Annotated in this window: 23 protein-coding genes and 1 tRNA gene; 17 read left to right on the top strand and 7 right to left on the bottom strand. The window is 54.4% G+C overall.

Translation table 11 applies throughout. The features are described 5' to 3' along the window. Positions 1-1,281: 1,281 nt before the first annotated feature. The 14 genes from HMPREF2609_RS04610 (at position 1,282) to pknB (ending at position 20,431) form a co-directional block, all read left to right on the top strand. Positions 1,282-1,824: a MarR family winged helix-turn-helix transcriptional regulator gene (locus tag HMPREF2609_RS04610; protein WP_004006328.1), complete on the top strand. Its 543-nt coding sequence runs from the start codon at positions 1,282-1,284 to the stop codon at positions 1,822-1,824. Between the two features lie 223 nt (positions 1,825-2,047). Further along, entirely contained in the window at positions 2,048-2,572 is a 525-nt protein-coding gene (locus HMPREF2609_RS04605; protein ID WP_004006327.1) for a ferritin, read from the top strand. A gap of 238 nt (positions 2,573-2,810) precedes the next feature. Further along, positions 2,811-4,166, top strand: a complete 1,356-nt coding sequence (nhaA, locus tag HMPREF2609_RS04600; protein ID WP_070535243.1) for a Na+/H+ antiporter NhaA — start codon at positions 2,811-2,813, stop codon at positions 4,164-4,166. Positions 4,167-4,562: 396 nt separating this feature from the next. Further along, positions 4,563-7,865, top strand: a complete 3,303-nt coding sequence (gene lysX, locus HMPREF2609_RS04595) for a bifunctional lysylphosphatidylglycerol synthetase/lysine--tRNA ligase LysX (RefSeq protein WP_083296693.1) — start codon at positions 4,563-4,565, stop codon at positions 7,863-7,865. Positions 7,866-8,207: 342 nt separating this feature from the next. Continuing rightward, complete coding sequence (locus HMPREF2609_RS04590) at positions 8,208-9,761, top strand: alanine/glycine:cation symporter family protein (protein ID WP_070535241.1); 1,554 nt, start codon at positions 8,208-8,210, stop codon at positions 9,759-9,761. Between the two features lie 48 nt (positions 9,762-9,809). Further along, complete coding sequence (locus HMPREF2609_RS04585; protein ID WP_070535239.1) at positions 9,810-10,160, top strand: PLD nuclease N-terminal domain-containing protein; 351 nt, start codon at positions 9,810-9,812, stop codon at positions 10,158-10,160. 121 nt (positions 10,161-10,281) lie between these two features. After that, a tRNA-Leu gene (locus tag HMPREF2609_RS04580) sits at positions 10,282-10,368 on the top strand. A 253-nt stretch (positions 10,369-10,621) separates the two neighbouring features. After that, the gene (locus tag HMPREF2609_RS04575) at positions 10,622-11,530 is read left to right on the top strand and encodes an FhaA domain-containing protein (RefSeq protein WP_070535238.1); all 909 of its coding nucleotides are present in this window, start codon (positions 10,622-10,624) and stop codon (positions 11,528-11,530) included. Next, positions 11,530-12,006 (top strand): FHA domain-containing protein FhaB/FipA, encoded by a 477-nt coding sequence (locus HMPREF2609_RS04570; protein ID WP_004006321.1) that lies wholly within the window; start codon positions 11,530-11,532, stop codon positions 12,004-12,006. Before HMPREF2609_RS04575 ends, HMPREF2609_RS04570 begins: the two co-directional genes overlap by 1 nt. Positions 12,007-12,009: 3 nt before the next feature. Continuing rightward, positions 12,010-13,596 (top strand): PP2C family protein-serine/threonine phosphatase, encoded by a 1,587-nt coding sequence (locus HMPREF2609_RS04565; protein ID WP_004006320.1) that lies wholly within the window; start codon positions 12,010-12,012, stop codon positions 13,594-13,596. After that, entirely contained in the window at positions 13,580-15,052 is a 1,473-nt protein-coding gene (locus HMPREF2609_RS04560; protein ID WP_179291544.1) for an FtsW/RodA/SpoVE family cell cycle protein, read from the top strand. Before HMPREF2609_RS04565 ends, HMPREF2609_RS04560 begins: the two co-directional genes overlap by 17 nt. After that, entirely contained in the window at positions 15,045-16,484 is a 1,440-nt protein-coding gene (locus HMPREF2609_RS04555; RefSeq protein WP_004006318.1) for a peptidoglycan D,D-transpeptidase FtsI family protein, read from the top strand. The genes HMPREF2609_RS04560 and HMPREF2609_RS04555 overlap by 8 nt, the downstream gene beginning before the upstream one ends. Beyond that, a complete protein-coding gene (locus tag HMPREF2609_RS04550; protein WP_070535236.1) occupies positions 16,481-18,205 on the top strand; it encodes a protein kinase domain-containing protein in 1,725 nt (574 codons plus the stop codon). The genes HMPREF2609_RS04555 and HMPREF2609_RS04550 overlap by 4 nt, the downstream gene beginning before the upstream one ends. 48 nt (positions 18,206-18,253) lie before the next feature. Beyond that, entirely contained in the window at positions 18,254-20,431 is a 2,178-nt protein-coding gene (gene pknB, locus HMPREF2609_RS04545; protein WP_070535235.1) for a Stk1 family PASTA domain-containing Ser/Thr kinase, read from the top strand. Between the two features lie 162 nt (positions 20,432-20,593). On the opposite strand, the gene HMPREF2609_RS04540 is transcribed toward pknB, so the two are convergent. Genes HMPREF2609_RS04540 through HMPREF2609_RS04535 form a run of 3 tightly spaced genes read right to left on the bottom strand, consistent with a single transcriptional unit; the run spans position 20,594 to position 22,180 of the window. Then, positions 20,594-21,226 (bottom strand): aminodeoxychorismate/anthranilate synthase component II, encoded by a 633-nt coding sequence (locus HMPREF2609_RS04540; protein WP_004006315.1) that lies wholly within the window; start codon positions 21,224-21,226, stop codon positions 20,594-20,596. Between the two features lie 23 nt (positions 21,227-21,249). Next, entirely contained in the window at positions 21,250-21,411 is a 162-nt protein-coding gene (locus HMPREF2609_RS10895) for a hypothetical protein (protein WP_004006314.1), read from the bottom strand. A 16-nt stretch (positions 21,412-21,427) separates the two neighbouring features. Continuing rightward, positions 21,428-22,180, bottom strand: coding sequence for a class E sortase (locus HMPREF2609_RS04535; protein ID WP_070535234.1), 753 nt, complete (start codon positions 22,178-22,180; stop codon positions 21,428-21,430). 157 nt (positions 22,181-22,337) lie between these two features. Here HMPREF2609_RS04535 and HMPREF2609_RS04530 point away from each other — a divergent pair, with 157 nt between their 5' ends. Both HMPREF2609_RS04530 and HMPREF2609_RS04525 read left to right on the top strand, forming a co-directional pair. Continuing rightward, positions 22,338-22,679: a cell division protein CrgA gene (locus tag HMPREF2609_RS04530; protein ID WP_013398184.1), complete on the top strand. Its 342-nt coding sequence runs from the start codon at positions 22,338-22,340 to the stop codon at positions 22,677-22,679. Positions 22,680-22,688: 9 nt separating this feature from the next. Beyond that, positions 22,689-22,898, top strand: coding sequence for a long-chain fatty acid--CoA ligase (locus tag HMPREF2609_RS04525; protein WP_070535233.1), 210 nt, complete (start codon positions 22,689-22,691; stop codon positions 22,896-22,898). Positions 22,899-23,381: 483 nt separating this feature from the next. Here the strand turns inward: HMPREF2609_RS04525 and HMPREF2609_RS04520 are convergent, their stop codons facing one another. Further along, positions 23,382-24,299, bottom strand: coding sequence for a LysR family transcriptional regulator ArgP (locus HMPREF2609_RS04520; protein ID WP_070535232.1), 918 nt, complete (start codon positions 24,297-24,299; stop codon positions 23,382-23,384). Between the two features lie 189 nt (positions 24,300-24,488). Here HMPREF2609_RS04520 and HMPREF2609_RS04515 point away from each other — a divergent pair, with 189 nt between their 5' ends. Continuing rightward, positions 24,489-24,809 (top strand): hypothetical protein, encoded by a 321-nt coding sequence (locus HMPREF2609_RS04515; RefSeq protein ID WP_013398181.1) that lies wholly within the window; start codon positions 24,489-24,491, stop codon positions 24,807-24,809. A 379-nt stretch (positions 24,810-25,188) separates the two neighbouring features. On the opposite strand, the gene HMPREF2609_RS11115 is transcribed toward HMPREF2609_RS04515, so the two are convergent. From HMPREF2609_RS11115 to HMPREF2609_RS04500, 3 genes are all read right to left on the bottom strand, one after another. Beyond that, on the bottom strand, positions 25,189-25,419 hold the full coding sequence (locus HMPREF2609_RS11115; RefSeq protein WP_070535230.1) for a hypothetical protein: 231 nt from the start codon (positions 25,417-25,419) through the stop codon (positions 25,189-25,191). After that, complete coding sequence (locus HMPREF2609_RS04505) at positions 25,409-25,969, bottom strand: hypothetical protein (RefSeq protein WP_070535227.1); 561 nt, start codon at positions 25,967-25,969, stop codon at positions 25,409-25,411. Before HMPREF2609_RS04505 ends, HMPREF2609_RS11115 begins: the two co-directional genes overlap by 11 nt. A gap of 187 nt (positions 25,970-26,156) precedes the next feature. Next, entirely contained in the window at positions 26,157-26,594 is a 438-nt protein-coding gene (locus tag HMPREF2609_RS04500; protein ID WP_070448459.1) for a putative immunity protein, read from the bottom strand. Positions 26,595-26,853 lie beyond the last annotated feature (259 nt).

The following is a 26,853-nucleotide window of genomic DNA, read 5'->3' as shown; positions in this document are numbered from 1 at the left end:
TACCGCATATAGTTTTCACAAGCAGAATTTAGTGTGTGCATAATGCACAACCTATTCTGTGGATAATAACCGGTGGAAATTGTTCACAAAGTTTTCCACAGGTGTGGAAAGTATCTGTTTAAAACTTGTCTCGACATCCTCAAAATTCTGGATGCGCCTACCGAAGATTTTCATAGCAGAGTTATTTTCGCGTATTTGCACGGATTAACGGGTGCGTTCTAAGACACAGTGGGCGTGATGCGTATGTGAGCCAGATTCCCTAATAACAGTCGTGTAAGTTCTCCACACTGTGGAAAAGTACTGTGGATAAAGCCCTGAGAAGCGTTCATGCGGGTTATATCAGCCGCATCTCCAGAGCACGCTTACACTGCCTGCCCCTGTCGTTCCACGTATCGAGAGAGGTCATGCACGCCTGTGAATGTCAGAATGCGCAGGAACGCGACACGCCGGGCGCATCCTGCTCTGCCGGGGTAGTTAAGGTATGGATCTGGCGTACTGCGTGCGATCCCGCACGGCCCACTATGCACCACGCCGTGCAGAAAGGCATGAAAAATCCCCCAAGACCGTGACTGTCGGGGAAAATTAATAGAAAGCCCCCGAAATATCGGGGGATTAGAGGGGTAGACACCGCATAATCTTATTGATGTGCACTTGCCCACCTATAAGGCATTCTTGCTAGTGTTGACGGGGTACGTAGGGTATTCTTAAAAAGAACGGCGCGGGAACCGCCCAACCACGAACAGTACCCGCACCGCACAACCGCCGGTAGAAATGCAGGTTACCTGCACACCGACGACAATCACCGATAAATAGAGAGTCGAACCCTGTCGGTTTGAGCTTCCGGTCTCGCCCCGCGGGCTTCTTTTTCGACCCCGTTATGCATACCAGTGTACACGCTTATTTATCATGTGCAAACCCAAATGGTATTTTTTCCCAAATTTTTTTAATCATTTTGTAATATTCCTGGCGAGTACTACCTAAGTAGCCTCAAAATTTTACCTTCTTTACGTGTAAAACCTTGAATTATCAAGTATTTTTTACAGGTAATCATTACAATGATTTCATTCGGGAAGCGCTATTTCCCGGGCAAATTGTCGAAGACACGCCGACAATGGTGTAACGTATTTCGGACAAATTTGTGCCGTCAGTGTGTACTTTAAGGAAAGACATACCAAGTTTTGAGCAATATCTGAGGGTTTGCTGTCTTAACAAGTACAATGAACTTTACACACCTTATATATGCGCTCAGTTTAAAAGCTGGAGGTGCGAGGAGGAACACTCATGCCCAAACAAGCAACCACCGTCTCTGGCGATCTTCCAGAGAAGGCGGAGCCCAAATGGCTAAATGAAGAAGAACGTGAGGGATGGCTGTTTATCAGCTCGATCATCTTCAACCTCACACGGCAGCTCGATAATCAGCTTCAGCAGGATGCCGATTTGAGCTATGTCGAGTACATGGTACTTGTTGGACTCTCAGAGTCAGAGGATCACGAGTTAACAATGACGCAGCTGGCACTGGTCACAAACACTCTGCCAGCGCGTCTTTCGCGCGTGGTCGCCAGACTGGAGAAAGACGGGTACGTGTCCCGGTCACTCAGCGCCGAAGACCGCCGCGTCAGCATTTGCCATCTGCTTCCTCAGGGTTTGCAGAAGCTTCAGGATGCGGCACCCGGTCACGTAGCACAGGTACGTCACGAGATTTTCGACCACCTCACGGAAGATCAGGTGCGTGCTTTAGCTAATATCGGCGAAAGCATCTTGGGCGATAAGCCTTCTAAACTTATTTCATCGTCGAGTTTGCGGCGCGGAAGTTACCCCGCCTAAGCCTGCACGAACGAATACACCCGGATTTTCCGAGGCTTGCGAGCACATCATAACGGTTCTGTTATGGTGTTATAGATCGAGCTCAGGAACCCCTAAATACGCCTCCAGATTAGCCTTTTCTCTCTATACAGTGCTGATTCGGTCCTCTATGATGGGTTCGACAGCGTTGCACTGTACCCTACGCAAATAGAACACACACCCTAATTTCAAGGAGAGAAAAGTTATGTCTAAGTCCTTCTATGATCTGCTCAACGAACAGATCGGTCACGAGTTTGCCGCATCCCACCAATACCTTTCAATGGCGATTTGGCTTGATGGTGAGGACCTTCCCCAGTTGGCGCGTTACTTCTACCGCCAGTCTTTGGAGGAGCGTGGGCACGCCCTCATGATGGTTCAGTACAAGCTGGATCGCGGCCACAAGGTTGAGATTCCCGCAGTTCCGAACGTCAAGAATGATTTTAAGGATGTTCAGGAAATCGTGGATCTTTCCCTAGCGCAGGAAAAGGAAGTCACCGGTCAGATCGAGGCTCTTTTCTCCGCAGCACGCAACGAAAACTATGCTCTGGGTGAGCAGTTCATCCTCTGGTTCCTGAAGGAACAGGTTGAGGAAGTCGCATCGATGGAAACTCTCGTCACCATTGTGAAGCGTGCAAACGGAAACCTCTTCGACATCGAAAACTATGTGGCTCGTGAGCTCGATGAGTCGCACGGCGAAGACAGCTCCGCTCCTGCCGTTGCAGGGTCCTAAGGTGTCTCACACCTCATAATTGCATAATTTTTATATTCTCGCCCCGAGTCGATCTTACGGCAGGGGCGAGAATATTTATATTGACCCTGAAATTTCGCTTACGTTATAGAATATATACCCAAAATGGCATATATTGGTTAAGTATATTTATACCTTTAGAAGCAAAAAATACCATCTCCTAGGTAGGAGCGTTAGAATAGTAAGAATTATTCCTATCCGGAGGATAACTACAGAGAATATGACCCAATCACAGACACCGAACTCAGAAAATACAGTTTTCAGCCGCGGATCCTACAGCAACTCTAAGCGAGTTGCAGATATTTTGCGCACGGAGTCCGTGGGCGGCAGCATCCTGCTGGTGGCGACCGTCCTCGCGGTAGTTCTTGCCAATACCCCACTGGCAGATATTTATTTTGGGGTGCGCGATACCGTTATAGGTCCCGAAGTTCCAGGGTTTCACCACCTTCACATGAAGATAGGCACCTGGGCGGCAGACGGTCTCTTGGCAATATTCTTCTTCCTGACCGGTCTTGAACTCAAAAAAGAGTTCGCTATCGGTGACCTCAAATCACCGGCAACCGCGATCGTTCCCATCGCAGCGGCTTTCGGCGGCGTGATAACCCCCGCCATCATCTACACCGCTATCAACTTCAGCAGCCCCACCGCTATACATGGCTGGGCCATTCCCACGGCAACCGACATTGCCTTCGCGGTCGCCGTATTGGCGGGCGTGGGAACGTTCCTGCCCTCGGCAATGCGCATCTTCCTTCTTACCCTGGCAGTGGTTGATGACCTGATCGCTATCTGCATTATTGCAATCTTCTACACCGGCACATTCCACGGCGAATATCTGCTCCTTGCGATCATCCCTATCTCGCTGTTCGCCTTTATCGCCTATCGCGGTGAAAAAATGCTGCACCTCAAGCCCGCCGCAGCGTGGATTCTGCTTCTGCCCCTGGGCTTTATCACGTGGGCTCTTTTCCTTGAATCCGGTATTCACGCAACTATTGCCGGCGTGGTGCTTGGTTTCTGCGTTCCGGTTAAATTCAATAAACGTACCGAAGCTGCGGGTGCGGATGCTGGTCTCGCCGAGGTTTTCGAGCATCGTTTCCGCCCGCTTTCCACGGGTATCTGCGTGCCGGTCTTCGCCTTCTTTAGCGCTGGTGTTGCTATGGGCGGTTTTGACGGTCTTAAGCGAGCCCTCACCGACTCGGTCTCCCTGGGTATTATGTTCGCCCTCGTTTTCGGCAAGACCATCGGTATTACGGGAACCACCTGGCTGGTTACCAGGTTCAGGCACGCCAACCTAGACCCGGATGTGCAGTGGATTGACGTCATAGGCCTTGCGGTTACCGGCGGTATCGGCTTTACCGTATCGCTTCTGGTGGCAGAACTGTCATTCACCGGTGGATCGCCGCACGGTGAAGACGCCAAAATCGCTATTCTCTTCGGTTCAGTGACCGCCGCAATTCTGGGTGCTCTGATTCTCTCCCGCCGCAATAAGCACTACCGTTTACTGGCGGAAAAGGAGAGCGTGGATGCCGATATGGATGGCATTCCGGACGTGTTCCAGCAGCGTAAATCACAATCCTAGACGGTCTGTCTTCGGTGGAGAGAGATCGGTGAATACCCTGCTCTACTATTAAGAATCCGGTGGTGACACCCCTAAGAATCACCACCGGATTTTTATATTCTCATTCCAGAATATAGTTGATATTTCGCAGGTTTGAGAGCTTTTTTCTAAACATCCAGCCCAACACCTCTAACCATGCTGCACCCTTTCAGATATATTCTATTTTTGGAATATATCGATGGCGGGGAGTCTACCGCATATACCATATGGCATTCAAAGCACTCCCTGCATGGCGACCCCTGGCAGCGCTTTCAGTCTCCAACCCAAAGGTGCGCTGTCTTACGTCCTCAGATTCTGCGCATACACACGGCATGTCCGTAGAATGAAAAGTACCGAGTGATTGGTGGAGAACGGTTTATGGCACATCAGAAGCGGGGCACAGAAGCCCATCACACGACATCACGCTATGCGGAAATCATCGCCCGCTGGGTTATCGGTATCTACTCAATCGCGACAATTCTGACGCTTTTCACCTGGATTATTTCTCCGCTTCGCAGGGGCCACGGGTTCACCTGGTGGGAAATCACCGCGAGCCTGCTCAACATCCCATCAAGTCATACGCTGGTGAGCGCAGTCATCATGGTGGTCATGACATCCGCCCTGATTACCCGTAAACGAGCCGCCCTCTACGCCGTCATCTTCTTTCAGGTCATCGGCATCCTCATCGGAACGCGAAGCGCACTTCTGCTCTTCTTCCCCGATAACGTGATGCCGAGCGAAGAATTTTTCTCCTCCACGCTCGACACTGTGGCTATTATCGTGGCGGCTATCTTTATTCCGCTTCTCATCCTGGCACGCTCTGCCTTCCCGGCGCATATAGGCCGAATTTCATGGGTATTGGCAACCGTGGTCTTCCTCGGCGGGCTAACGGTGACAACCCTGCTGGCCTGGTATTTTGGGCATCACGTGCCGGGAGTTACGGTTCCCCACCTGCTCAAACAGGGGTTAGGGCTCGATAGTTTTCCCGAACTCAAGGGTGCAAACCCGGGTGCCACGGTGGTGGGGGCAGCATCCGTGTTCTACGGAATTTTTGCACTGATCGCGGTGTATGTGGTGGTGCGGGGGTACCGCGTCCCCAATACCTGGACTGCCGATCGGGAATTGCGCCTGCGCGAACTTTTACAGGAGTATGGCGGAAACGATTCACTCTCGTACTTTGCAACACGCCGCGATAAGCAGGTGATCTTCTCGGCGGATATGCGTGCCGCTGTCACCTACAGGCAAGTGGGTTCGGTATGTTTGGCGTCCAGCGACCCGGTGGGCGATCCGGCATCCTGGGGTTCCGCAATCGACCGGTGGATGCACCAGGTACGCCGCTACGGGTGGATTCCCGCCGCCATCAGCGTGAGCGAAGACGGCGCCAGAGCCTTCGCACGCCGGGGACTGGGCGTAATCCGCATGGGGGACGAAGCCATTCTAGAGGTCTCACGTTTTAGCCTGAACAATACCTCGCTTACGGAGGTACGCCACGCCCACCAGCGGGTTCGTAAGGCCGGTTACACGCTGAGAATCTGCAGGCATCGTGAGCTTTCACCCGAGCAGCTGCACGAGGTGGAAAATAACGTGAACGCTTGGCGTCACGGCAAGGTTGAGCGCGGGTTCTCGATGGCGCTCAACAGGCTCTCAGACCCCGCGGACGGTCGCAATCTGCTTGTTTCGGCGCATGATTCTGCTGGCACAATGGTTGCCCTCCTTTCATTCGTGCCGTGGGGCCGCACCGGCATATCGCTGGATGTGATGCGCCGCTCCCCTGACAGCCCCAACGGCATCGTGGAATATATGGTTGCCCAGCTTATGGAGAATGCCCCCGACTACGGCATCACGCGTGTTTCACTGAACTTTGCTATGTTCCGCCATGTGTATGAGAACGCAGATCAGTTCGGTGCTAATGCCTGGAGCAGGTTCGCTTCCCGGTCACTGGGGGTTTTAGACAGGTTCCTTCAGTTGGAGAGACTGTACCGCTTCAACCTCAAGTTCGCCCCGGAGTGGATGCCACGCTATATGGTTGCGGAACCGACGCTGGCTTTCCTGAACGTTGCGGCGGCGGCTGGGGTTGCCGAGGGTTTCCTGCCCGATTTTTCGGCACGTAAACAGCGCCATGAAGTGCACCGCCTGACCGAAGACCAGATCGCGCGAGTGCACGAGATTGAGCGTATGCATCCGGGCGAGGCGCAGGCCCCCGAACACCGCTTCGGCGATCAGACCAAGCACCGTATTCGTCACCTGCAGATGCTTCGTGATGCCGGCATGAACCCGTACCCGCTGGGAGTCACATGCGAGTATTCGACGGTGCAGGTGCACGATGGGCTGAGCGGCCATACGCTTCCAAGCGGGGAGTTTACCATGTCGGGCAGGGTGCGGTTTATTCGCAACCACGGCGGGGTTATCTTCCTGACCCTGTCTGAGGAAGGCAAACAGGTACAGATTATTGCCGAGCGCAGCCTCGTAAGTGAGCGCGAGTTTCGGCTTCTCAAGTCCGCCGTCGATACGGGTGATATTCTGCTCGTGACCGGCACGGCGGGGGCCAGCCGCACCGGGACCGCATCTGTCATTGTGCACGGCTGGCAGATGGCGGCGAAGTGTCTACACCCCATTCCGTACGGGGCGTTGAATGATCCGGAGGCGCGCATCCGCAAACGCTCGACCGACCTGTTGGTGCATCCGCAGCAGCTTGAAAACCTTCGGATGCGCTCCTCACTGATCACTGCCATTCGCCGCACGCTTGATGATGCAGGGTTCACCGAGGTTGAGACCCCGATTCTGAATACTATTCATGGCGGTGCGAGTGCGCGCCCCTTCAAAACTTTTATTAACGCCTATGGCGCGGATTTGACGCTTCGTATAGCGCCCGAGCTGTATCTTAAGCGCCTGGTGGTTGGCGGTTTGGGCGCTGTTTATGAGTTAGGGCGGGATTTTCGCAACGAAGGCGCGGATGCCACCCATAACCCGGAGTTCACGGTGTTAGAGGCTTATAAACCTTACGCAGATTACACGGTCATGCGCAAGCTTACCGAAACGCTCATCAAGAATGCCGCCCGGGCCGTCTATGGTTCTGAGGTACTTCCGCTGGGCGAGAAGGGCAGTACCGAGCGTACTCTCACGGATGTCTCGGGTGAGTGGCGGGCAGTTTCGGTATGCGAGGCCCTTTCGCGTGCGCTGGGGCGCGATATTTCGAGTGAAACAGATTTTGAGACTTTGCTTGAGCTGGCGCATGAGCATCAGATTCATGTGCGTGATGACATGGGCGCGGGCGCCATTCTTGAGGAGCTTTACGGCGAGCTGGTTGAGGCAAAGACCGTGTTCCCCACGTTTTATACAGATTTTCCGGTGGAGACCTCTCCCCTGGCGGGTGCGCATCGCACCAAGCCGCACCTGGTGGAACGCTGGGATCTGGTGATTAACGGTATGGAGATGGGAACCGCCTATTCCGAGATGACGGATGCTTTAGAACAGCGCCGCCGCCTGACCGAGCAGTCTCTCAAGGCTGCTGCAGGGGATCCGGAGGCCATGCAGATTGATGAGGATTTTCTGTATGCCCTTGAGACCGGGCTTGTCCCGACGGGCGGGTTGGGCATCGGCATTGACCGCTTGGCGATGCTCATGGCGCAGACCCAGATTCGTGGGGTGCTTTCTTTCCCGTTTGTTAAACCCGCGAAGTAGAACATAGTCAAAGGTTAATTTTCTCCACTGGAGAGTATTTTTATATCTGTTAAACGATATTTGATGTGGTTTGCAATGTATGCATGACTTTTCAATGTTTTTGTTTATCAGGCGGGGGTGTCATCCATGTTCCGGCTATATTAATTATTCGTTACAAATGTGGACAAGACCCCCAATGAGATTGCCGTAAACCCTTCATCAACGGAACAATAAGTACCTGTAATTTCTAAAGGGAATTTCTTTCCCTGGCGTGCGGTCTACCCGGTTTGCACCTTCGCGCCTTCATGCCCGCATAGTTGCTATCCCTATTACGCTTCTATGCCGTGACGAAAGAGAAAACCTGTGGACTCACTTGTAAATTTTATTCAGGACATTAACGCCTCTACCGCTGGTGCGACCAGCGTGGTTGACAGCATTCAAAGCTGGATATGGGAAAACTTTCTGTTCGTTGCCTTGATTGTCGTGGGCCTGTTCTTGACGATCCGCACCCGCGCCGTGCAGTGGCGTTCCCTGCCCGAGATGCTGCGCGTACTCACCGACCCGTCCGGTCACGAGGCCGATGGGAGCAAGAGCATTTCCTCATTCCGCGCGTTCACCGTTTCGGCGGCATCCCGCGTGGGCACCGGCAATATTGCTGGCGTAGCGGTCGCTATTGCAATGGGTGGTCCCGGCGCCGTATTTTGGATGTGGGTCATTGCTGCCGTGGGCGGCGCATCCGCTTTCGCCGAATCCCTGCTGGGCCAGCTGTATAAGGAGCGCGGCAAGGATTCCTATATTGGTGGTCCTGCCTACTATATGCAGCGCGGCCTGAATGCACGCTGGCTGGGCCTGATTTTCGTGGGCTTTATCGTGCTAACTTATAGTTTTGTGTTCTGCGCGGTACAAACCAATGCGATCGTGGAAGCTGGTGCGAACTCCCTGAATATCGGTATTTCCGGTACCGAGAATATGGGTTTCCGCATCGTGGTAGGCCTTTTCGTTGCCGCACTGACGGCTGCGATTATCTTCGGCGGTATCCGCACCATTTCTACGGTCACCGAGTTTATGGTGCCGTTCATGGCGGTTCTGTACATGCTGCTGGGACTGTTCGTGGTTGTGCTCAATGTGGGCGAAATCCCGAACGTTCTGCTCATGATTTTCCAGGGTGCTTTCGGTCTGCGCGAGTTCGTAGTGGGCGGCACGATGGGCACCGTTATTTGGGGCATGAAGCGCGGTCTGCTCTCGAACGAGGCCGGCATGGGTACCGCCCCGAACGCGGGTGCAACCGCAACTATTTCGCACCCCGCAAAGCAGGGCTATGTACAAGCTTTGGGCGTGTATTTCGATACGATGCTGGTCTGCTCGGTCACCGCGTTTATCGTGCTTCTGTCGAACCCAACCTATGGCAATAAGACCCGCGGTGCTGGACTGACTCAGGATGCGCTTGCCCACCAGCTCGGCACCTGGGCCACCCACTTCCTAACCATCGCGATTTTCCTCTTCGCCTTCTCCTCGGTCATCGGCAACTACTATTACGGCGAATCGAATATTCGCTTCGTAACCGAGAAGCCCGGGGCGTTGACGGTGTTCCGTCTGGTGGTGCTGGGCTTCGTATTCTTCGGGGCAATCGCATCGCTAGAGCTGGTGTGGACCACGGCAGATATGCTCAACGCGGGCATGGTGATTGTGAACCTGATTGCGGTGGTGTGGCTTTCGCCGAAGGTCGTTGCGGTGCTCAAGAACTACGAGCGGCAGCGCAAATCCGGTGTGGAGCCTATTTTCAAAGCATCCGATATGCCTGAGATTAAGAATCTTGCGGCTTGGGACGGCACCGATGAGGTGACCACCCGCGAGTTCTGGGCTGAGCGTGATGCGGCGGCTGCGGCCAAACGCGCCAAGAAGGCTGCGAATGTATAACGGTTCACCTAGATAACTCTCCCCGCAGCGCCCGAGGACATAAATTTTATGTTCTCGGGCGCTTGGCGTATCCTCTGGCATACTAAAGACGTGCTGACTTTAGGTTTTTCGGTGTTTCCTCTTGTGCTTTTTCAGAATCCGACGGCGCAGGCAATCTACCAGTACACAGTGCTTGCCCTGATTTTTATCTGGATTGCTTCGGTGCTGTACTGCATTTTTACGGTGCATCGCAGCCCCTACTTCAACGAGATTCAGAAGCTCAAATGGCTTCTGTTCATTCTGGTGCTCCCCTATTTTGGTGCACTGGCGTGGTTTTTGCGCGTGCATCGCGAGAAAAAGGATGCGGCCGCCGCGAACCAAACCGATACCGCCTCGCGCCCTCCCAGCGAGGGCAAATAACATATCCTATGATAATTTCAACCTTCGGTGAGTAAGTTCACGAATACCGAAGTGGACGGTCTGTTACGGAGCCTGTATAGTTCTATATGTTGCCTGCGACTCTTTGAGTCGTATGACACTTGCGCGAGTGGCGGAATAGGCAGACGCGCACGGTTCAGGTCCGTGTGCCCGTGAGGGCGTGGGGGTTCAACTCCCCCCTCGCGCACCAGCAATCCCCGGTTCTGATGAGCCGGGGATTTTTTGTTGTGTCGGCAACATTTGGGGTTTTCGAGTCTATATTTTACGAGTAAAAAGTATATTATCGGCATGGTGGTCACACTATCCCCTAGAATAGAGTTGGGTGTGTGCACTCACACCTGACACAGCAAATGCACAGCTACAAAAGCTAGACTGAACCCTTCGGGTTCCCAACCACGGGATGCCAGGGGTGACATCCGGCCCGAGCCATAAAGGAGGAGGCAATGAAGTTATTTGATAAGTTGGAACGACTGGAGCAAGGCATCGGTCGTACCGTCGGCTTTTCTAAAGGCTTTGGCACCTTCGCAAAGGCTGATGTAGCTAACCGTATTCGCACGTCGATGGATGATGCCTCATATGTGGACCAGGGCGGTCACACGATGGCACCAAATATCTTCAACGTTCGCTTTTCGAGCGCCGATTTTTCGCGCGTGCGGGAGTGGGGCAACCCATTCGCGGTTGAGCTGTGCAATCTTGCTATTTCACATGCGCGTGCGCAGGGGTATTCGCTGATTGGGGCTGTACGTATTACCTTCAGTCCTATTGCCGATCTCGAAGCCGACGAGTTCGAGGTTGTGCCCAGTTTTGAGGCGTTCCAGGCTCCGCCCTCGGGCGCGACAAACTATGTTCCTCCCGCCGGTGCCGCCCACGGCGCCTCCGACTACGCCCCCGTTGCCCCGGCTCGTGATACCGGTCTGCCGACCAGAATTACAAAACCGCGGGCTACTCCGCCGCGCCGCACGGAACAGCCTCAGCAGCAACAGCAGGCACCTGCCGCGTCCGCGCCGAAACCGCGTTCCCCGCAGAATCCTCCGCAGCAGCAACGTGCCGCGGCGCATCATGCTTTTGTGGATATTAACGGGCAGCGGTATGAGCTTTCTGGGGCACCTCTCGTCGTCGGTCGCGGCTCCGACGCATCCGTGCGTCTCGCCGATAAGGGTATTTCGCGCCGCCACCTACAGATTTCCCGCCAGGGAGGCAACTATGTTGCCACCGACTTGGGCTCAACCAATGGAACCCGGCTGAATGGTTTTCCGCTGAAAACCCCTACCGTTCTCCAAGATGGAGCGGTGTTACAGTTGGGCGGAGCCCGAGTTCTCTTCCGCTCAATTGCCTCTGGAGGTATACGTTAATGGCATCCGAGCTAACTGTAACCATACTGCGCTTTGCGTTTTTGGGGTTGCTCTGGTTCTTTGTGTTTTTCGTGGTGGCAGCCGCCCGCCGCGATTTGGGGCTGGGTAAGAACTTCCGCTCCGTACCCGTAGAATCTGCCGCAGACTCGCAGCCGCAACCGCAGCATATTGCAGCTCCTCCTGCACGTCCTTCCCGCTTGGTGATCACCAAGGGAGTGCAGGCGGGAGCTATGATGCAGTTGGGTGACTCCCCGGTTACTATCGGTCGCGCCAATGATATTGAGGTTTCGTTGCAGGACGATTACGCCTCCGGTCGCCATGCCCGTCTGTTCCCACAGGGTTCTCGCTGGTTCTTGGAGGATTTGGGCTCAACCAACGGCACATTCGTAAACAACCAAAAGCTGACCCGCGCTACTGCTATTGAGCCGGGTGTCGATTTCCGTGTGGGCGGAACGACTATGCAGCTGAGGGGGTAATCGTTGAAGATAGCCTTTCGCTTTGAAGCCCGTTCCGATACGGGCGTGAAACGCAGCAAGAATGACGACTCCGGGTACGGTGGGCGTTATCTTGCTGTTGTTGCTGACGGCATGGGCGGGCACGTCGGTGGTGACGTCGCATCCGCTACCGCCGTTTTGAACCTGACCCCTTTGGACCACCCCGACTTTGACGGTACCGGCGGCATATACCTCGCCGACGAAATCCAAAGTGCCAACGCCATTATCAATGATCTGGCAACCAGTGATCAGCGCCTTGCGGGTATGGGTACCACCTGTACCGCTCTGCTGGTGGACGGCGAAAAGATCGAGATGGCCCATATTGGCGACTCGCGTGCCTATCGTTTACGTGCCGATGAAGACGGCGGTTTCGAGCAGATTTCGACCGACCACACCTTCGTGCAGCGTCTTCTCAACGAGGGCCGCATCACTCCCGAAGAGGCGGAGAATCACCCACACCGCAACGTGATTATGCGCGTGCTTGGCGACGTCGATGCCTCCCCCGAACTTGAGCTGCAGACTTTAGAAGCCATTCCTGGTGAGCGCTGGGTGCTTGCTTCCGATGGTTTAGAGGCGGTGGTCTCTGATGAAGAGATCGAAGCCGTCATGCGTTCCACCGATGATCTGGGTGAGATCGCGGACGTTCTTATCCAGATGACTCTCGACGGCGGCGCACCCGATAACGTGACGGTCGTGGTTGTACAGGTTATCGATCGTGAGGAGCTTCCCGCCGACGAACCTGTAGGTCCTTCTGCCCTGCCAGAGACCGGCGAGATCGATACCTCACTGACAACCTCTGAGCTTGAGGAAATCACCGAGGAAGTAAACGCCGAAGAGGGTCTGTCCGATCACGATCGTGCGCTCAAGAAGTTCCGCCGCGCCCGTGACCTCACGGATTCCTTCCCCCACGACGGCGACGCGAGCGATCAGGATGCGGTGTACTTTGCCCGCACGAATGCCGCCATTTTGCGCCACGAGCTTGGCTCTCGCCCGCATCAGCTGGTGGGCAGCGCATCCGTAGCAACAGAGACCGGGCGTATTCCGGCGGTGACGAGCCGCACCCTGGAGCATCGGGCCTCATTGGCGCAGCGCGTGCCGATGAGCACCGAGGAACCCGCAAAGCTGCCGGACGAGCTTGAAGAGCTTCTGGCGGATCCAATTCGACGCCGTCGGCGCCCGATTCTGCTGGTGAGTGCAGCCGTAATCCTTGTGCTGGCGCTCATTGCGGGTTGGAGCGGGCTGAAATGGGTTGAGGGCCGCTACTACGTTGGCGAAAATAACGGTAAGGTCGCCGTCTATAACGGCGTTCCGCAGTCGTTGGGACCAATCCATCTCTCCCATGTGGTCGAGGAAAGCGAAGTGGAAACTTCACAGCTGCCCGAACATACCCGCACGCTTTTGAAGAATACGATTCACGCGGATAATCTTGACGATGCACGGGTTATCGTAAACCGTATGCAGGCTCAGGTGAATCTGCAGGATGACCGGAATACACAGCCTTCCGGTGCGGCTTCGTCCGGCGCGCAGACAGGTCAAAAAACTTCAGCAACGGAAGGTGGTAATCGTGGCTAGGCTATTGCGTGATGCACACATACCCCGTTCGCGTCGCCTGATTGAGCTTGTTCTGCTCGTGGTTGCGGTCGGCATCGGCTCATTTTCCATGTACCTGATTGACCCCGAAACGGCGTGGGATATGGGGAAGAACCCGTGGATTCAAGGTACCGTGGTGCTGGGCGTGTGCGCGCTCATCGCGCATCTGGTGCTTCAATTCCGGGCGCGTTACGCCGATCCGTTTATTCTGCCGCTCGTTGTGGCGCTCAACGGAATCGGGCTGGCGATGATTTTCCGCATCGACAAGGATCCTGCCATGCAGAAGGCTCCAGTGGGCGAGTCCCAGCTGTTCTGGACGGGATTCTCAATGATCCTCTGTTCCGTTGTGCTGTACTTCCTGCGGGATCATCGAGTGCTGCGTAAGATCACCTATATTTCGCTGGTGCTCTCCTTCATCCTGCTTATCATGCCGCTTATCCCCGGTCTTGGTACCGAAATCAACGGCGCACGGATTTGGATCAGGCTCGGCGGGCGTACCTTCCAGCCCGGCGAAATTGCAAAGATTACCCTGGCAATTTTCTTTGCGGGCTACCTGTCCACACACCGCGATTTGATTCTCACAGCGGGTAAGCGTCTGGGGCCCATCAATCTGCCGCGTCTGCGCGATTTGACCCCAATTTTCTTGGCGTGGATGGTCAGCATAGGCGTGTTGGTTTTCCAGAAGGATCTGGGTTCTGCAATCCTGTTCTTTGGGCTGTTCATGGCGATGCTGTACCTCTCGACCGGCAAGATTTCCTGGCTTGTAGTCGGCGGTGTCGGCGTGGTGGTTGGCGGATACTTCGCCTACAACTCCATTTCTCACGTGCACGCCCGTATCTATGGCTGGATGCACGCCTTTGATCCCGAGGTCTATATGTCCTCCAGCGGTGGTTCCGGTCAGATCCTTCAGGGTATTTTCGGTCTGTCCTACGGCGGTCTCTTTGGCCGTGGATGGGGTCAGGGCCTTACCTCTTTGGTGCCGTTCGCTAACTCGGACATGATTATTACTTCTCTCGGTGAGGAACTCGGTCTGATCGGCCTGGGCGCTATTTTGATGATGTTCCTCATCCTCATCTCGCGTGGCTACCGCGCAGCATTGGGCACTCGTGACGGTTTCGGCAAGCTCTTAGCGGCAGGCCTTTCCACGGTTATGGTGCTTCAGCTCTTCGTGGTGGTTGGCGGTGTAACCCGGTTAATTCCGCTGACCGGTTTGACCACACCGTTTATGTCTGCCGGTGGTTCATCCCTGGTGGCTAACTGGATTATCGTGGCGTTGTGGCTTTCGATTTCGCATACCGCGCGAGCGCCTCACGTCGTGGTCGGGTTCGACGTTCCCGAAAGTATCGACCACGAAGACTACAGCTATGAATCTGAGGGCGCAACCAGCGTTCTCGCCCGTATTTCAACTCAACAAGCAGGAGGTGACCGCAATGGATAGGGCAATTCGCCGCATGTGGATGGCCGCAGGTTGCGTTTTTATCCTGCTCATGGGTACGTTGAGCTATATCCAATTCTTCGACACCGAATCTCTCAAAGATAACCCGTGGAACTCGCGTTCTCTGTACGATAACTATGGTGCCAACCGTGGCTCTATCGTGGTCGATGGAACCGAAATCGCCTCGTCGGTGAAATCGGATGATGAGTATAACTATCAACGCGTGTACTCTGAGCCAGAAAAGTATGCGGCGCTGACGGGTTATTTCTCGTCAGTGTACGGTTCTACCGGTGTCGAGTCCGCTATGGACAAGGAGCTTTCGGGTACTTCCGACAGCCAGTTCTACGATCGTGTTGCTCAGCTCTTCTCGGGTTCTTCGGCACGCGGTGCGAGCGTCGAGCTCACCGTGGATTCTAAGCTTCAGGAGCTTGCTAACAACCTGCTTCAGGGCCGTAAGGGTTCTATTGTGGCGATTAACCCCAAGACTGGCGAAATCTTGGCGATGGCCTCGTCTCCCTCATATGACCCGAATACGCTCGCATCCCACGATGGGTCTACGGTAGTCAGCAACTATGAGGAACTGAACTCGAATCCGAATAACCCGCTTTACAACCGTGCTATTGCGGGTAACACCTATTCGCCCGGCTCGACCTTCAAGATTATTGATGCCGTCGCAGCTTTGGAGTCCGGCAAATATGATGCGAACTCCACGATCGATAACCCCGCACAGCTTCCCCTTCCGGGAACCAATGTGTCGCTTCCGAACTATGCGGGCGGTCAGTGTGGAGGACGCACCAAGGCTACGATTGAATGGGCTATGGCGCAGTCCTGCAACACTCCTTTTGCGCAGATCGCAATGGATTTGGGTGAAGATAGGATCTCTAGGACTGCCGAAAACTTTGGTTATGGTCAGGATTTGAAGATTCCGCTGGCGGTGGCTAAGTCGAGCTTCCCGAAGGGTATGTCGCAGAGCCAGCTGGCGCAGGCATCCGTGGGTCAGTACGATGTACGCACCACCCCGCTGCAGGTGGCGATGACTTCTGCTGCGATCGCTAACGGCGGTGTGCAGATGAAGCCCAACATGATTCGTTCTGTCAAAACCAGTAACTTGAGCGTGCTCTACGAGTTCTCACCCGAGAAGTTGCGCACCTCAACTTCTACTAAAGTCGCCGATCAGGTGAAACAATGGATGGTGAACTCTGTGGATAACGGTATTGCCCGTAACGCAGGCGTGCCCGGGTATAAGGTTGCTGGTAAGACCGGTACCGCAGAAACTACGGGTGGTTTGAATAACTCTTGGTTTACCGGGTTTGCACCCGCCGATGATCCTCAGATCGCCATTGCGGTGGTCTATGAGGATATGGATGCAACAACCGGTTCCCAGCTTTCGACAAATGCAGGTAAACAACTTTTTGAGGCGGTGTTGAACAAGTGAGGCCTTCGGCTGATATCACCTTGGGCGGGCGCTACACCCTAACCGAACGTATCGCTATCGGCGGTATGGGTGAGGTCTGGAAAGCTCGCGACAAGGTTCTCGGACGCACCGTCGCCGTTAAAATCCTGAAAGAGGAGTATACGGGTGACCCCGGGTTCTTGGAGCGTTTCCGTGCGGAGGCGCGCCATACTGCGCTTCTGAACCACCCCGGTGTTGCCAATATGTTCGATTACGGTGAAGAGGATAACTCTGCATACCTGGTGATGGAGTTGGTTCCGGGCGAGCCGCTGTCGAGCATCATCGAGCGCGACGGCACGCTGCCGCCGGATCGTATCCTGAACTTTATTGCGCAGACGGCTCGCGCGTTGGCTGCTGCACATGCTCAGGGCCTCGTGCACCGCGATGTGAAGCCCGGTAACCTAATGATCACCCCGGATGACCGGGTGAAGGTTACCGACTTCGGTATTGCTAGGCTTGCGAATCAGGTTCCGCTGACCGCTACCGGTCAGGTGATGGGTACAGCCCAGTATTTGGCGCCCGAACAGGCAACCGGTCAACCTGCAACCCCGTCCTCCGATATGTACTCGCTGGGTATTATCGGGTACGAGTGCCTGGTCGGTCACCGCCCGTTCACGGGTGAATCACAGATCGCGATTGCTCTAGCTCAGGTGAACGATCCGCCACCGCCGCTGCCGGAGAGCATCCCGGCGCCCGCCCGCGCCTTGATTATGTGCCTGCTTGCTAAGGATCCTGCGGAGCGTCCTAAGGATGCTACCGCGCTGGCATCCGCTATTGATGCTATTCGCCGTCGTGATATTCCTGCGGCGATTAAGGCCGTACCCACGCTGGAGGCGTTCTTGCCGGAGAATCTGGATACTGCCCAGACCTCCCTGATCGCCGAGCCTATTTCGGCATCCGCCGCTCCGAAGTTCGGATCTGGGTCGCACTTCACGCCCGGTCCTTCGACCGCTCCGATTCCTGAGCCCGGGTCAAAGGCTGCGGCCGCACGTACGGCACAACAGGGTCCGAAGAAACGCAACTGGGTATGGATCGTCGCTATTGTGGCGGCACTTGTGCTTATTCTCGGTATCCTCTGGGCTGTCTGGGCGGCCAACAGCCGTGCAACCCCTGATACGAATACCACCAGCTCGGCAACACCCAGCTCTGCGGAAGGTACCGTCACGGTAGCCACCCCGAGCGAGGAGTCCTCGGCTGCAAGCAGTACTCAGAAGCAGAAAATTAACCTGCAGGCACGCAGCTACGAGGGTCGTCCCCTTCAGGATGTTGTCAATGACCTGAAGAACCTGGGCCTTTCGCCCAAGACTGAAAGTGTTGAGTCTGAAGATCCAGCCAACACCGTTCTGTCGATTTCACCGGCTGGTTCGGTAGACGAGGGCAGCACCATTACCGTGCGTTATTCAAGCGGTTCTAAGTCAGTGTCTCTTCCGAACGTTGAAGGAAAGAACTACGAAGAAGCTGCGCCTTCGATTACTTCACTTGGCATTAATGTTCGTATTCACCTCGAATACTCTGAGACTGCACAGCCCGGTACGGTGCTACGCACCAGCCCCTCTCCTGGCACTAAAGTGTCAGTTCCTAGTATGGTAGAGATGTATGTAGCTAACGAGAAATCAGGTACGAGGACGGATTCTGACTCGTCGCCATCCGCAGCTACGCCTTCAGGCGCGTCGACTTCTTCTAGTCCTCGTACTGGGCGTTAGTGTCTGAGTCCACTCACATCAAAAACTATTTTTACCCCAGGAGAACGTATGGACCTGTTGGTTCCTGAAACGGTAGATGGCCGTTATAAGGTACTCGATGTTATCGGTACCGGTGCGATGGCTACCGTATACGCGGCGGAGGATACTCGTCTCGGTCGTAAGGTCGCGATGAAGATCCTGCGCCCGGAGCAGGCCCAAGACAAAACCTTCCGTTCACGGTTTAAACGTGAGGCGGAGGCTGTCGCATCCCTGAACAACCCCGGTATCGTTGCGGTGTACGACACGGGCGCTTATTCCCCGTCAGATCCCAACAGCGGATACGGTGTTGATGATGCCGTCGACGATGACGAGGCTAAGATCCCGTACATCGTTATGGAATACGTTGATGGCAGGACGCTGCGCAGCGTCCTGTCGTCGGGCGGGTACATTCCCGTGCGTGATGCGGTGGGGTACGCAGAGCAGCTTTTGAGCGCTCTAAAATACAGTCATTCGATGGGTATTATCCACCGCGATATTAAGCCCGCGAATATTATGGTGCTTCCCCGAACCGAGGAAGACGCCGCGAAGGGGCAGCCGGGTCAGATTAAGGTGATGGACTTCGGCATCGCCCGAGCTATTGAAGAGGCTGGCGAGGCTCTGACAAAGGCCAACGTGGTGATGGGTAGCGCACGCTACATGTCTCCCGAGCAGGTCAGTGGTAAAGAAGTTGATGCGAGAAGCGACCTTTATTCGGCAGCATGCGTACTGTATGAAATGGTTGCTGGACGTTCCCCCTTCGATGCGGAAACTAACGTCGATTTGGCGGCGAAGCATCTTACCGAGACTCCCGCCGCACCGAGTACCTTTAGCCCGCTGAGCGTACCCCCTGAGCTTGATGAAGTTATTCTTCGAGGTCTTGCCAAGAACCCGGATGATCGTTACCAGACCGCCGATGAGTTTTCGCAGGCGATCCGTCAGGGAGCGGGTCTGCAGGTTGGCGGCGGTATGCCGCAACAGGTTCCCGATGACTCCATGACCACCGCTTTTGCGCCTCTTGAGGCTCCCGCGGCGGGTGCGGCAGGAACCGGTACGGGTGAGGTTGATTTCGATGCCTACACCACGACCATGCCGCAGGTTTCGACTCCTGTTGAAGATGCGAACCTCAACGGTTTCTTTGATGACGATGAGTACGGCGGAGAAGAATTTGTTGAAGAGGAAGAGTTCCTTCCCGCCGAGCAACCCCGTAAGCGAACCTGGGTTCGTTTCCTCGTTGGTCTTGCTATTGCAGCATCGCTTCTGCTGGGTATCGGCTCGTTCCTGTACTACCAGGGCAAGCTCAATGAAGTTCCGCAGGTCGCTATTCCTACCGTGATGAACCAGTCGAAGGACGATGCCGAGAACCAGCTGCGCAATGCTGGCTTTGCCGTGGAGAGCCGCGGGGCATACTCCGAGAACGTGAAGAAGGGCGATGTTATTAGTGTCAGCCCCGGCGAGGGTACGAAGGCGGCTAAGGGTTCTACCGTATCGCTAACTTACTCGAATGGTCCCGAGCGTGTAACCCTGCCCGATAACCTGCAGGGTCAGAGCGAAGCCTATGTGCGCAACGCTCTGAAGGAGCTCGGCCTTAAGGATGGTCGCGTCAGCACCGTTGAGAGCGCATCCGTTCCCGCCGGTATGGTAGTTTCTCTGGAGCCTGAGAAGGCTGAAACCGATGCCAACGGTAAGACCACGATCGAGGCTGGCAGCAACGTAAACCTGGTGCTGTCCTCCGGTAAGGTCAAGGTTCCTTCGCTCGTGGGTCTGACGAAGGATCAGGCTATTGAAGCTCTGACTGCGTCCGATGTTCTGCTCAACACCAATATTGAGACCGTTCAGACAAGCTCTGCGGCACCGAATACGGTGATTTCTCAGAGCTCCGCTGCGGGTACTCTGGTGGCTCAGAACAGCACTGTTACTATTCGTGTGGCGGCTGCCCCGGCGGCGACCGCATCTGCCTCACCGCGTGCGACTACCCCGTCGACGAATAATAACAACAACACCCAGCGCCAGCAGGGCAATCAGCAGCAGAATCAACAGCAGCAAGGCCAACAGGGCCAGCAAGGTAATCAGCAGCAGAATCAACAGCAGCAAGGCCAACAGGGCCAGCAGGGCAACGCTCCTGTACCTTCTGCAACGCCAAGTGCCGCTGCTCCTTCATCCAAGGCCGTACAAAACGGCAAGGAAAATGAGGAGAAAGAAGAAAGGTAAGGCTGGTTTGCTCAGGTAAATCCTGGTCATATATGTGGGGCGTGCTTTAGATTCAAAATCTAAAGCACGCCCCACATATATTTCTTCGACTGTACCGCACACACATAGAGAAGGCGCCTGACAGACCTACTTGGGTCTGTCAGGCGCCTTTACCGCTGCCCGCTAGGCAATTAGTGGGGACAACGATTTGGCACGCTCAGCGGCGCCCTCAAGCCCCGTTTCTTCCAGCCAATTACCCAGCATCAGATAACCGCTCTCGGTAAGCACGGATTCCGGGTGGAACTGCACGCCATGCATGGGCGCATCCCGGTGCCGCAGCCCCATAATAATGCCGCTCTCAGTCGTCGAGGTGGTTTCCAAGACCTCAGGCATAGTCTCTGGGACGACCGCCAGCGAATGGTAGCGAGTCGCAGTGAAGGGGTTCGGTACGCCTTTGAACACCGAGTCGTTCTCGTGAACCAAGGTTGAAGTCTTGCCGTGCATCAGCTCGGGGGCGTGCGTGACGGTGCCGCCAAACGCCTCCGCTATAGCTTGATGCCCCAGACACACGCCAAGCAGGGGTTTATGAGTCTGCGCAGCCCAGCGAATGGTATCGATAATGACCCCGGCTTCTGCGGGGGCACCGGGTCCCGGAGAGATGAGCAGGCCGTCGTACTCGGCAGCCATTGTGAGCACGGTATCAAGGTCATACTCGTCATTGCGGATTACGGTTGTCTCGGCTCCGAGCTGCTGCAGATATCCGACGAGAGTGAACACAAAACTATCGTAATTATCGATAACCAGGATGCGGGTCATGGCTTCTCCTTTGGCAAGCGCCGCTAATGGTTGATGGTAACATCAAAGTTGAACGGACCGTACTCGGCAAAATTCGGAAACACGAATTCCATGAGGGCGTATACGATCACGGCGATAAGCAGAATAGCAATGATAATGCGAACCCATAGAGGTCCGGGAAGATGACGAAAAATCCAACCGTACATGTTATATCCTCTCGGGTTAGGCGGGGTTCTGGGCTGCTTGGGCAATTTCCGCAGGCGCGCCAGCAGAGTTAGGCTGCCAGGATTCAAAACGGGCGTGCACAATATAACGTTCTGTGTCACCGTAACGCGGGTGGCAGGTCGTGAGCGTCATAATGCGCTCCGTGGGCTCTTGTCCGGGTTTACTCGGAACCGGCTCGATCACCTCAATATTGTCAGGCTGCACAATCACATGCTCGTACACGGTGTAGGTGTAATAGCCGTCTTTGGTGCGCACATAAATGTGATCGCCCACCTGCAGCTGGTCGATATAGTCGAGCACTGCGCCGCGTGTCTGTCGGTGCCCTGCGAGCGCGAAGTTGCCTACGCCGCCCGGCATAGCGGTTCCGTCGTAGTGTCCCAAACCGAGGGTATCGATCACGTCTGCGCTGGTACCCTGCGCGGCAGGACGCTGGTAGTCTGCACCAAACCGGGGAATGTAGACAACCCCGAATCCTTTTCCGTGTTCGGGTTCGGCTTCAGGCTCCGGTGGATTTTGGGGATCCCACTGTTCGACTGGCGCGGCGGAGCTGAACTCGTGCGTCAAGGAATCGACGGCTTGGGACTGTGAACGGTTTGCGTCTATATTGGTCCACCAGAGCTGCCACGCGACAAAGAGCAGCAGCACAAGACCAACGGTGATCAGAAGCTCACCCGTAATTTGGATGGTCCACCGCAGAATAGATTTATGAGGCTGAACTGCCTGATGCGCTTTCGCGGATGCATGCGCCATAGTTTTGGGTGTCCTCCATAGCGGGATGTTACCGTCCCAGTCATTACACTTTCTTTAATGACAACGCCGGTGAAAGGTGAAATCATCCCGCGAGTCTGCAAAGATAGTTTTTAACGTACTACATAAGGTTACCCATACATCTGAGGCGGAGGAAAATATGTCCCCTAAGTCGACTGCGAAAAAGTCGAAAAAGACTGCCAATACTAAGTCAAAGAAGTCACAAGACAAGAAATCGGCTAAGGCCGTTGAAGAAGATGCGAGCGAGCTCCGTCTGTTGGAGGTCGCTCGCGAGATGGAAACGAGCGGAACACAGAGAGAGGGTACTCCCCTGTGGTATCGAGTAGTGATGTTTTCGCTCGTTGCGCTGGGTATTCTCTGGATTATTGCGTATTACATTTTTGAGGGTCGGCTTCCTGTGCCCGGCATTGGCATGTGGAATGTGACTATTGGCGTAGGTGCCATGATGGTGGGTATGGTCATGATGACTCGGTGGCGTTAGGTTAGGGCTATGTCCGAATCGGATGGGTCTCCTTCGCCTCAAGAATCTCAGGATGCCCCGCATGGCTCTACCTCCGCTCCCATGCGGAGTACCGAGGATATTTCAAAACGTGCGGATATTCGTGCCGCCCGTGTGGAGACAAGGCTACGCCGCTGGGCGTTGATAGGGTTCATCGTCGCTGCGGCGTTATTCTGGTTGGCATCTCTTTTCTTCCGCTAGATCACGTATAAGCGTGGCGGTGCTGTACCCTTAGGGTGCACTATTCTTTGACTCGCGTTTTGCATGCCGTGTCATATCCCGAGCATCGCCGTGCAGAGCGCAAAGATGACGCAGAACAGTACCCAGTGAACAAGATTCTAGCGTGCTTCGTAGATACGACGTGCAGTAGAAAATACTGCCAAGATCTTTATATGCGAATATTCCAATATAAGCATATATACTAGTCAATTGAAGTTTTAAGGGGCTAGTAAAAACAATGGTTTGTGTAGCAGCAATGTACTGTCATCAGCGTAGCAAATAAAGGCCGCAACATAATCTGCAACAGCGCCAACACCACCAGGAATGCTGCCAAAGCGATCGTGGAAGTAAAGTCATAACCAGTAGAATACCGCCACGAAGTTGAGCGTTATCAGCCACAGGGTGAATCCGTGCGATGCAGAATTGGGTGCGGTGCGTTTGATGTCGTTCGCCCCTAGCTGTCCGTCATGAGTTCAAGAGCCCCTGATGAGCCGCATCAGCAACCCGGCGGCTAACTTTTTCCAGAACGGGCGAGTTGATATTCCAGTGCTGCCAGTACAGTGGGAACTCCACGGGCTTCTGAGCGAGTTTCACAAGTGTTTGGGCGGCGAAATATTCGCTACACTGTGCCTCCGGCAGCAGCCCCCACGCAATACCCTCATAGACCGCCTGCGCGTAATCTGGTGATGAAGGAATATAGAGCGTTGGGCTCTGCTCGAATTCGGCTCTGGACAGTTTTAGGTCTTCCTCAATCAGAGTGCGTGCAGCATCCTGCACAAAGTCTTTACGATCATATTCCACCACGGGTGCCCGGTTCAGATCATCACGGGTAGTCTTCGCGGGGAACCCCGGAAGGTAACGATCCACATACGCTGGCGATGCCACACACCAGTAACGCGCCACGCCCAGGTAATCTACCGAGCATCCGGGGATTTTTCCGGGCTGTGAGGTTATGGCAGCCATAACTTCCCCGGTACGCAGAAGGGCTGAGGAATGAAATTCACCTTCACGCCGCAGGTCACAGAAAATTTCGTCCTCCTGAGCGAGCGTGCGTATGGCCTCCAAAAACCACGTTGCTAAAGAATCGGCGTTCAGGGCTATAGAGACTGTCTGGAATCCACCCTCGCCCATGAGTTCTCGTTCCAGTTCAAGCTGTAGGAATTCACTTTGCCGGGCAATACGTAACACGCTCTGCCCGGAGGCTGTTGGGGTAACCGGGTTGGTGCGCTGCAGCAGAACTTTACCGGCCAGCTGTTCCATTGTTTTTACACGCTGTGATATTGCGGAGGGGCTAACCCCAAGAATGTCGGCAGCAGCGTCGAAAGTACCGTACTCGATGACCGTAACGAATGTTTTGAGATGGTCGGTCGTAAAACGTGTCATAAGAACATCTTACGTACGTTGAAATAACTTAGCTAGGTTTACGGGGTTTTCAGACCTTTGCGCCCTGCCTATGTTCTATTTGACGTACACCATTTTCACCTTGGATGCACACCTCTAAGATAAAAGCAATGGGACTATCCCCATCCAACGTGTCTACATTGTCATCTAACCACCCGAAGGATATCCTCCATGGTCAAGCCACCATTCATGGAAATTGCATGCCCCGTTTGTTCCAAGCCCGTGAAGACTTTAGAACGTTATCCTCGCTCGCTCTGTCCCGAATGTTCTGCACGGGTGACTGACCGGTCTGGCCGCCCGGTTGTTTTCTACGATATACAGGTGCTGCCGACTCCCAATAGCTCGGGTGTAACGCTGCTTGGCGGATTTTACGGATATTACGCCAATACCGGGCTGCAAGAAACCTACTCCAGTTCAACCTGCTACGTTGATGGAATAACCTGCGAGGCAAAGAACGCCCGTTTTGGCGGCATTGTGATCGAGGCGCTATGAAGCCTACCTTCACCTCTGGCTATGAGTCTGTACTCCCGGACTCAGTGGCTTCTTCGAGACCATTATCCTTCACCGTCTCCTTATCGGTAGATGCAACGGGCTCTGTACTATCTTCTTGCGCCGATGCGGACCACAGTTCATAGCCCTCCAGTGTCTCTTCGGCGCCCGTACCTGAAAATGGAGAGGTATATATTTCGAATTATCAGGATTTTTCGCAGACGCAGCACCATCGGTTCCAAGAAGTCAAGCGCATGCCGATCGTCGCTGCCACAAAGCTCAGCCCAGAGGATACCGCAACGATCATCGTCACCTTAAGCACAACCGCGTTGTAGCTGACTTCAAGGCCTAAAATTTTCAGATGTTCGGGCTTGGTTTCTACTCACAGCTCGATGGTTTGGTCGGTAACCGCCACAGAAGCAAACCATGAGAAGAAACCGAACACCAGCAGAACGAAGAAAGCAGTTTGAATCAGCTGCCCCAAGATCGGGATTGTCGGCAGGTTCAGCCACTGCACAACCATCAGAGGGCGACGAACGACAATGTCGTGTTCGGTCTCTTGTACTGTACTTTCTGCGGTGCCTCGTTCCGATGCGGCCTGCCTAGTGCTCATAGCTGTCAAGCATACCCGATACAAGAGACTCTGCTCGAAGTTCAGCCCCAAAGAATCGGGCGCACGCCTTCAAAATAAGTTCTGCGCCATAACGTTGGATCGTATAAACACCCAGCTCGTCGTACTCAGCCGCAAGTTCACGGGGTTTCGCTAAACCAGAGGTGATTTCCATAAGCGAAGATTCTGCGCCGTCTTCGTCGAAAAGTAGGCTAAACCCGCTGTCATCACGTAGAAGCTGATGCAGTTTAGTATCGGGCAGAGGCAAAAAGCCCAACACGTCCTCGGGCTCATAGTAGATTACCTCAGCAAGAGTTGTTACATACCCCTGCGGGTCTTCTTCGGTAAGAACTGTATCCGTAAGCTCCAGATAGCTTTCTTCGTCCCGCAGAAGCTCCCGCGGCCACCACAGATGGATATACTCGGTGCACGCCAGCCATAGTTCCGCTAAAGGCAGCTTAACCTCGGCGGTGAGCGCCACCGTCCGGTATTTTGAGGTGTCCTCTCCCGTATACGGTTCCTGCTGTCGGTCTGAAAAAAGCGGATACTCCATACATTCACTCTAACGCGAGAACAGGTATTCGTCGGTACTTGATACAGTAAACGTTCCAGAAACTCGTTCAGAAGAATGTGCAACGATTGGTATTAGTATTCCCGTGATGAAGCCTCAGGCACGCTATCACAGACCGGTAAAAAGGACTTCTCTGGCTTTCGAAATTCTACGTGTGGGTATACGCTGCTTAGCGCGCAAAAACATAGCTGAAAAATCGAGCAGGAATATGTGACCGTTGCCATTCGAGCTCTTCGGTCAAAGGTTCTCCCGAAAGCACTTTGCGAGTATATCGCTCAATATTGCGTGCATGGGCACCCATATGGGCTATGGCAATCGCGTGTCCGCAGGCTCTAGCTACGGCTTGCGCAGACGGGGTCTTACAGTCCCGGGTCGTAGCATGGCAGAGCAAAGCGTGCTGACGCATAGTTCCAACTGATAATGCACCGCGGTTGAACTCAGCGATCGCAGCAAGCCCCTGCTGAAGCCTAGGATCAGCAGGATACTGCTTCTCGAAAATAGGCAGTATCCGATACATACAGTCTGCCGCCCAGACGATAAGTTCACGCCTCTCATCTATCGATAGCGTCAAATCCTTCGGGTCTGGGGCAGATTGTAAAGTCTCCATGCCCCTAAGATAACAAGAAAGCATACGCGCTCTCACAGATTTTCAACGCCCTGATGCGCCGATTATATTTCATGAGGTCTTCTTAGCCTTTAGAGCATTCACCAACGCGCGCCATAAGAACACAGCAGAGCCGATAGCTCTCAAGGAGAATGCAAATCAGTGGTTAAAACAAAAGAGACCCCTCACGGGGTCTCTTCCATACATATGTAATTAACTAACAAACCCTCAGGCTTGTTGTTTCAAAACTATACAGCGAACG

It is taken from the genome of Rothia sp. HMSC058E10 (genome assembly GCF_001809415.1).
Lineage (GTDB): Bacteria > Actinomycetota > Actinomycetes > Actinomycetales > Micrococcaceae > Rothia > Rothia dentocariosa.
Note: the sequence above shows the minus strand (reverse complement) of the source record. Positions and strands in the feature narration are given on the sequence as shown.

Bases quoted from the DNA above. Each gene is read 5' to 3' on its own strand.
- HMPREF2609_RS10895 (WP_004006314.1), bottom strand. From the start codon at position 21,411: ATGTACGGTTGGATTTTTCGTCATCTTCCCGGACCTCTATGGGTTCGC.
- HMPREF2609_RS04585 (WP_070535239.1), top strand. From the start codon at position 9,810: ATGTTCTCGGGCGCTTGGCGTATCCTCTGGCATACTAAAGACGTGCTG.
- HMPREF2609_RS04515 (WP_013398181.1), top strand. From the start codon at position 24,489: ATGGTCAAGCCACCATTCATGGAAATTGCATGCCCCGTTTGTTCCAAG.
- HMPREF2609_RS04520 (WP_070535232.1), bottom strand. From the start codon at position 24,299: ATGACACGTTTTACGACCGACCATCTCAAAACATTCGTTACGGTCATC.
- HMPREF2609_RS04505 (WP_070535227.1), bottom strand. From the start codon at position 25,969: ATGGAGTATCCGCTTTTTTCAGACCGACAGCAGGAACCGTATACGGGA.
- HMPREF2609_RS04530 (WP_013398184.1), top strand. From the start codon at position 22,338: ATGTCCCCTAAGTCGACTGCGAAAAAGTCGAAAAAGACTGCCAATACT.
- HMPREF2609_RS04575 (WP_070535238.1), top strand. From the start codon at position 10,622: ATGAAGTTATTTGATAAGTTGGAACGACTGGAGCAAGGCATCGGTCGT.
- HMPREF2609_RS04500 (WP_070448459.1), bottom strand. From the start codon at position 26,594: ATGGAGACTTTACAATCTGCCCCAGACCCGAAGGATTTGACGCTATCG.
- nhaA (WP_070535243.1), top strand. From the start codon at position 2,811: ATGACCCAATCACAGACACCGAACTCAGAAAATACAGTTTTCAGCCGC.
- lysX (WP_083296693.1), top strand. From the start codon at position 4,563: ATGGCACATCAGAAGCGGGGCACAGAAGCCCATCACACGACATCACGC.
- HMPREF2609_RS04605 (WP_004006327.1), top strand. From the start codon at position 2,048: ATGTCTAAGTCCTTCTATGATCTGCTCAACGAACAGATCGGTCACGAG.
- HMPREF2609_RS04540 (WP_004006315.1), bottom strand. From the start codon at position 21,226: ATGACCCGCATCCTGGTTATCGATAATTACGATAGTTTTGTGTTCACT.
- HMPREF2609_RS04555 (WP_004006318.1), top strand. From the start codon at position 15,045: ATGGATAGGGCAATTCGCCGCATGTGGATGGCCGCAGGTTGCGTTTTT.
- HMPREF2609_RS04570 (WP_004006321.1), top strand. From the start codon at position 11,530: ATGGCATCCGAGCTAACTGTAACCATACTGCGCTTTGCGTTTTTGGGG.
- HMPREF2609_RS04610 (WP_004006328.1), top strand. From the start codon at position 1,282: ATGCCCAAACAAGCAACCACCGTCTCTGGCGATCTTCCAGAGAAGGCG.
- HMPREF2609_RS11115 (WP_070535230.1), bottom strand. From the start codon at position 25,419: ATGAGCACTAGGCAGGCCGCATCGGAACGAGGCACCGCAGAAAGTACA.
- HMPREF2609_RS04535 (WP_070535234.1), bottom strand. From the start codon at position 22,180: ATGGCGCATGCATCCGCGAAAGCGCATCAGGCAGTTCAGCCTCATAAA.
- pknB (WP_070535235.1), top strand. From the start codon at position 18,254: ATGGACCTGTTGGTTCCTGAAACGGTAGATGGCCGTTATAAGGTACTC.
- HMPREF2609_RS04525 (WP_070535233.1), top strand. From the start codon at position 22,689: ATGTCCGAATCGGATGGGTCTCCTTCGCCTCAAGAATCTCAGGATGCC.